General features: G+C 57.7%; 4 protein-coding genes and 1 pseudogene. 2 read left to right on the top strand and 3 right to left on the bottom strand.

All coding sequences use genetic code 11. The annotated features are described in order from the left end of the window. The 3 genes from NKH35_RS30510 to NKH35_RS30520 all read right to left on the bottom strand — a co-directional run. Positions 1-683 (bottom strand): aminotransferase class I/II-fold pyridoxal phosphate-dependent enzyme (locus tag NKH35_RS30510; protein WP_352917405.1); only part of this gene is annotated, 683 nt, incomplete at its 3' end. Between the two features lie 61 nt (positions 684-744). Then, entirely contained in the window at positions 745-1,704 is a 960-nt protein-coding gene (locus NKH35_RS30515; protein ID WP_352917407.1) for an aminotransferase class IV, read from the bottom strand. Positions 1,705-2,026: 322 nt separating this feature from the next. After that, complete coding sequence (locus NKH35_RS30520) at positions 2,027-2,482, bottom strand: Lrp/AsnC family transcriptional regulator (protein WP_352917409.1); 456 nt, start codon at positions 2,480-2,482, stop codon at positions 2,027-2,029. 250 nt (positions 2,483-2,732) lie between these two features. Here NKH35_RS30520 and NKH35_RS30525 point away from each other — a divergent pair, with 250 nt between their 5' ends. Beyond that, positions 2,733-3,908, top strand: a complete 1,176-nt coding sequence (locus tag NKH35_RS30525) for an amidohydrolase (protein WP_352917411.1) — start codon at positions 2,733-2,735, stop codon at positions 3,906-3,908. Positions 3,909-4,250: 342 nt separating this feature from the next. Next, positions 4,251-4,708, top strand: a pseudogene (locus tag NKH35_RS30530) (CapA family protein); the annotation flags it as partial. Positions 4,709-5,900: the final 1,192 nt, after the last annotated feature.

Raw genomic sequence — 5,900 nt, forward strand, 5'->3', positions numbered from 1 at the left:
ACGCCGCAATGTTCGGCCGAGCCGCGGCCGTTTTTGCCGACGAAGCCGACGGCATGGCTGTCATCGACCATGACCATGGCGTCGTATTTTTCCGCCAGATCGCAGACACCTTTCAGATTGGCGATGATGCCGTCCATCGAGAACACGCCGTCGGTGGCGATCAGCCGGAAGCGGCAGTCCTTGGCTTCCTTCAGTCGCGCTTCGAGATCGGCCATGTCGTTGTTGGCGTAGCGGAAACGCTTGGCCTTCGACAGCCGCACGCCGTCGATGATCGAGGCGTGGTTCAGCGCATCGGAGAGGATCGCATCTTCCTCGCCGAGCAGCGTTTCGAACAGGCCGCCATTGGCGTCGAAGCACGAGCCATAAAGAATGGTGTCGTCCAGGCCGAGGAACGATGAAATCGTTGATTCAAGCTGCTTGTGCTCCTCCTGCGTGCCGCAGATGAAACGCACCGAAGCCATGCCGTAGCCATAGCGATCAAGCGCGCCTTTGGCTGCAGTGCGCAATTCAGCGCTGTCGGCGAGGCCGAGATAGTTGTTGGCGCAGAAATTCAGCACCTTCTGGCCGCCGACCTCGATCTCGGCCGACTGGGTGGATGCAATCACCCGCTCGGATTTGTAGAGACCGGCAGATTTCAGGCCGGCGAGCTCGTTTGAGAGATGAGAAATGAAAGCGTCGGTCATCGGCAAACTCAGCACGGTCCTCTCCAGACAGGCGAGGACTTCTCGATAATATTCAGCGGTACTACGCGTAATTTACCGCGGTCGACCATGCCGGGTCAGCATGCTTCTCCCAATACAGGTCTGTCAGCTGACGAGTCAGAGCGCCAACCTTGCCGTCGCCTATGACGGTCTCGTCAATCTTGGACACCGGCATGATTCCGCCCGCGGTAGACGTGATGAAAACCTCATCGGCGCCCTTCAGTTCGTTGCGATCAATGTCGCCGGCGCTGACCGATAGGCCCAGTTCGTCGCACAGATCAAATACCGTCTGCCTGGTAATGCCCGCAAGGACGCCATAAGCCGGTGTCTTCAGGCGGCCGTCCTTGACATTGAAAACGTTGAAGCCAGGCCCCTCGGCAATGTTGTCGTTGATGTCGACGATCAACGCGGTTTCGGCACCGCAGTCGTACGCATCGAACAGGCCCTTCACCAAATCGAGCCAGTGATAATTCTTGATGGTTGGATCGATCGACTTGGGAGGGATCCGGACGGTGTTGCTGATGGCGACATGCAGGCCGCGATCGAGCTGCTCCTTGTTGGCAACCGACCCGAAGGGCACCGCGAATGCCATGAACCTGTTTTCCGACTGGCGCGGGTCACGGCTAAAGTTCGGCGAGCCGCCTCGCGTGCAGATCATTTCGACATAGGCCGACTTGTGCCCGGATAGCGCCACACAGGTCGAGAGGATATTTTCGATCTCGCTGCGGCTGTAGGGAACCTTCATGCGCAGCTTTTCCATCCCGCGGAAGAACCGGTCCATGTGCAGGTCCAGCCTGAAGAACCTCCCATCCCACACGTGAACGGTATCGTAGGTGGCATCGGAATGCAGAAAGCCCCAGTCCAGGACGGACACCTTGGCTTCGGACATCGGCAGGTACTGACCATCCATGAAGGCCACGCCGTGAGGATATTGCCTTTGATCCCGGTGCCGTTGCTCAATGGCCGGGAGAGTCGTTGTAGGTTCGGCTGCAGCAAGTGTCATTCCTGAGTCCTCCGAATCTTGCAACCGGGCACTCCGCACACCAGGTTACGATTTGCCGCTGCGGAACCGCCCAGCGGCTGCACAGCAATTCAAATGTTGGCGCGCCTCGGATCGCCAGCACGCAGCGCATGCCAGATGTCGTCAGCGCGATCGATTACCGCTTGAGCGGGGCTATAGGCCCTTTTGGGGGGGGGCCGCCGGTCGCCCAGTGTTCGAAATAAATCGCAGACTTCCATGCTGTGATTATGATCAAAGTGGCGCTCCGGCCGCAATGCACGCTTCAAAAACGGGATAGGAGTGGCGGAACACAGCCCAGAAGAGGCTACACAAGCACTCGGGGCTCGAACTTCACTCGGTCCAGCACAATCATGCTCTTGAACTTACGGACATTGGGATTCGTGTAGAGTTTGGTCTTTACAAAAACGTCAAAGGCCTCGACGTCCTCCACTGCTACAATAAGAACGAAGTCGGCATCGCCAGTGATCATATAACATTGAGTGACTTCTTTTGCCGCCCTCATCGCTCGCTTGAAGTCGTCGACAAGATCCAAACGCTCGCGATCGAGCTCCACTGTGACGACCACGGTCAGCGACTTCCCGAGCGCCTTGGGATCGACTAGCGAGATATCAGCGGTGATAACGCCGTCGGCGCGTAACTTATTGACGCGGCGCATGCATGAGGCAGCAGACGAACCCACGAGATCCGCAAGCTCGGAAAATGACAACCTGTTGTTCTTTTGAAGGGCGCCGAGTATCCGCCGGTCGAGGTCATCTATCATCCCAACACCCTAGATGCGAAAACACGATGTGGCATTGGCGATCCGAAACGCAGGTTGCAAGATCGGACGCGGATCAAACGCTACTCCATTCAAACGCATTATTATTGCAATCGCGGCGGATGCGCGAACAATTCTTTTCATCTGGATGCCAGTTTTGTGCACCTTATTTCAAAAGTTCACGGCAAACTTTACATGACTGCGAACCACATGATCCCTCCCGACGGCCCCAGACATATACAACGGAGTTAGCATGCATTCAGTCGCGGAGTTTCATCGCCTGGCCGACGAGGTCATAGCGTGGCGGAGGCATCTTCATCAAAATCCCGAGCTGGACTTTTCTGTGCATGAGACCGCGCGGTTCGTCGCGGACAAGCTGGCATCTTTTGGAATCAACCATATCGAAACCGGAATAGTCGGCACAGGTATCGTGGCCTTCATCCAGGGTGAAGGCGGCGAAGGGCCGACAATTGGCCTTCGTGCGGATATGGACGCCCTGCCGATCCATGAAGCGACGGGAAAGAAGTGGGCGTCGAAAACGCCCGGGAAGATGCACGCCTGCGGCCACGATGGCCATACTGCCATGCTGCTTGGTGCCGCAAAGCACCTTGCTGGGAGGCGGAATTTTAGCGGTGCAGTCGCGCTCATCTTCCAGCCTGCTGAGGAGGTCGAATTGCCGTCCGGCGGGCTCAAGATGGTCGAGGACGGCTTCTTAGACCGTTATGGCATCTCCCAGGTCTTCGGGATCCACAACTGGCCAGGGATCGATGTAGGTAAGTTCGCCATTTGCGCAGGCCCAATGATGGCCTCCCAGGATGATTTTGACATCGTTGTAAAGGGTCGCGGCGGGCACGCTGCAGCCCCCCACTTAACAGTTGACCCGGTCGTTATCGCCGCTCAGGTTATTTTGGGCCTGCAGGCGCTGGTGTCGCGCAACACCGACCCGGTAGAGTCACTGGTAATTTCCGTGACGAAACTCCGCGCCTCGAATGCTTACAATGTGATTGCCGATGAAGTTGAACTGGCAGGGACGGTCCGCGCGTTGGCCCCTGCCCTGAGCGATTTCGCCGAGACCCGGTTAGAGATGACTGCGCGGAAAATCGCGCAAGCCTTCGGAGGCGATATATCTTACCGCTACCGCCGGTCGGTTCCAGCCACCGTGAACGATACTGCTGCCACCGCTCTTGCTGTTCGTGCGGCGGGAGGCACCGGCGCGGCCGCGGTGGACACGAAGTTGAGGCCGGTCATGGGCGCCGAGGATTTCGCTTATATGCTGCAGGTTCGCCCAGGAGCACTCATTTTCATCGGCAATGGCCCGTCGGCCGCTTTGCACAATGCAGCCTACGACTTTGATGACGCCGCAATCCCGTACGGGATTGCCTATTGGGTAAACGTCGTGGAGGCTGCGCTTGGGATTGGCCAGGGATAACCGCACCTTTTCAAATTCGTCCAAATTGCGCGCAAACCGCAGATCGCGGCAGCGCCGGTGCCGGATCCGACGCGCGTTCGGCTGGAGGCACCCATCGAAAGCGAGGTGCCAGGCCCCGCGGATGCGCATTTCATCCGCTTGCCCGCTCGTGGTCGAGCGTTGCCGCCTTGGGTGCCGATGCCGGACGGGCCCGTCGTGGCATGTCATGTGCGCGCTCCGGCTACAGACATCCCGGGCCGGCGGGCTGAAGCGGGCGATTATCCGCCAGCTGCCCGGTCATAGGGTATCGAAAGACGCAAATTATGGCGACAGTTGCGACATCCACGCGAAGCAGGAGATAATATGGATACTGACGAACATGCCCACCCTGAGATCCCGCGGGATGTGGGCTTTGATACCGTAGGTTCAATCGAAACTAACGTTGCAGACGGTTTCACCATGGCCGCAGTCGGCGACCTGCTTTACGCGCGGCCCGTAACAAAAGGCTATCACCCTGGCCTTGCCGAAGTTCTCAGGATATTCCACGGGGCTGACGTGACATTCGGCAACTTGGAAACCAACATCTTGGACGTTCAGTCCAAAGGATGCCCACAGGCCGAGTACCGGCGGTGCATATTTGATCAGTGCTCCGGAGCTAGGACCAGACTTAAAGGCGATGGGCTTTAATATGGTTAGTCGGGCGAACAACCATACGCTTGACTGGGGCGTGGAAGGAATGCGCGAGACGAGCCGTGCGCTTAATGAGAACGGGATCACTCATGCAGGTGCGGGCGAGAATCTCGCAGAGGCCGGCGCTGCTCTTGCCAACCGTTGCAGAGACCGACTCGTCATCGCCCGCAAAGCCAGCAATTCCAGCAATGTCATACGTCGCACGCAGCCGGGAACATTCGCGGATCAGCATATCCACATTTTTTGTGGGAACACGGACAGCCTCAATGCTCTCCGCCGCAAGATATCCGTACTGATCTGGATCAGCTGCAAACATAATTGGATGAAGACCAAGACGCTGGGCCGCTTGTATGTATGGCAGACCATTACTCTCACTTTCAATAAATACGAGCGCTTTGCTTGCCATTGGCGTTGTGTCCTTCATTGCATTCTGTAGGACGGGCCCTGAGTAACTACTACCAGATTCGCCGGTGCCTGATGTTTAACATCGTTGGGCGCTGTGTGATTGCAAAGTTTCGGTGAAGTAGTTTGACGGCTTTGTTGCAAACGTGGGTGCGACGCAAGAAGAACTGGCGATCAGGCAACGAGACGGCGATACAGGCGACTTGCTCAAACCGGGAGAGGTTCGCGTTTGGGTGTAGCTCGCCTGTCGCTGTCTCATCATGTGAACCTCCATGGGCCACGGCCTACCTGGAGATTCTCTCGCGGTCGCAGACATCGATGACGAACAGCACACGCCGGACGGGAGGTGCTGAGTGCATCTCCGAGGCCGATTCCTGGGTTCTCCTACGCTTCAGGCGTCCACACATGGTGTGGCAAGCACCGATACGGACGCAGGTTACCCAGGGGAAGATCCGGGTGCGGGATCATCGCCCGAAATCCGATTGAGCTACTCAGCCGTCACCCCACCTCTCTCGATCCGAGTGCGCTTCTGTGTGTCCCGTTAGAAACTGGAATTGGAGCGCGTCCTTGCCGATCAGACGTTCCAGGGCGACTGCTATCATGGCGCAGAATTTGCGTCGAGAGCTATGTACATCACAGAATGCCTGCATGACGCAGGCTGGCAAAACGCAGCTCGACAAGTTCGACATAAAATTACAACTGGTGCAGGTCGATAAGCTCATGCGGCAGCGCGAAAGTTCCGTCCTTATTGGCCTCTCGGCAGCACCGCCGGTCTGCTGTTTGGAATGCGTGCACCGGCTGACGCCGATCTCACGGCATGCGCGGCCGCGCTCCGAGACGACATTTTGCCGCCGATCAGCGCGCACTAGCCCGCCCCCGCCCTGGCAATCGCATGCGGACGAGCGTAAGCAGTCGCTATAA

The sequence above is a fragment of the Mesorhizobium sp. M1143 genome (assembly GCF_040318435.1).
GTDB lineage: Bacteria > Pseudomonadota > Alphaproteobacteria > Rhizobiales > Rhizobiaceae > Mesorhizobium.

What these genes read in the sequence shown, in the direction of transcription:
- NKH35_RS30520 (WP_352917409.1), bottom strand. Translation starts at nt 2,482, where the DNA reads ATGATAGATGACCTCGACCGGCGGATACTCGGCGCCCTTCAAAAGAAC.
- NKH35_RS30515 (WP_352917407.1), bottom strand. Translation starts at nt 1,704, where the DNA reads ATGACACTTGCTGCAGCCGAACCTACAACGACTCTCCCGGCCATTGAG.
- NKH35_RS30525 (WP_352917411.1), top strand. Translation starts at nt 2,733, where the DNA reads ATGCATTCAGTCGCGGAGTTTCATCGCCTGGCCGACGAGGTCATAGCG.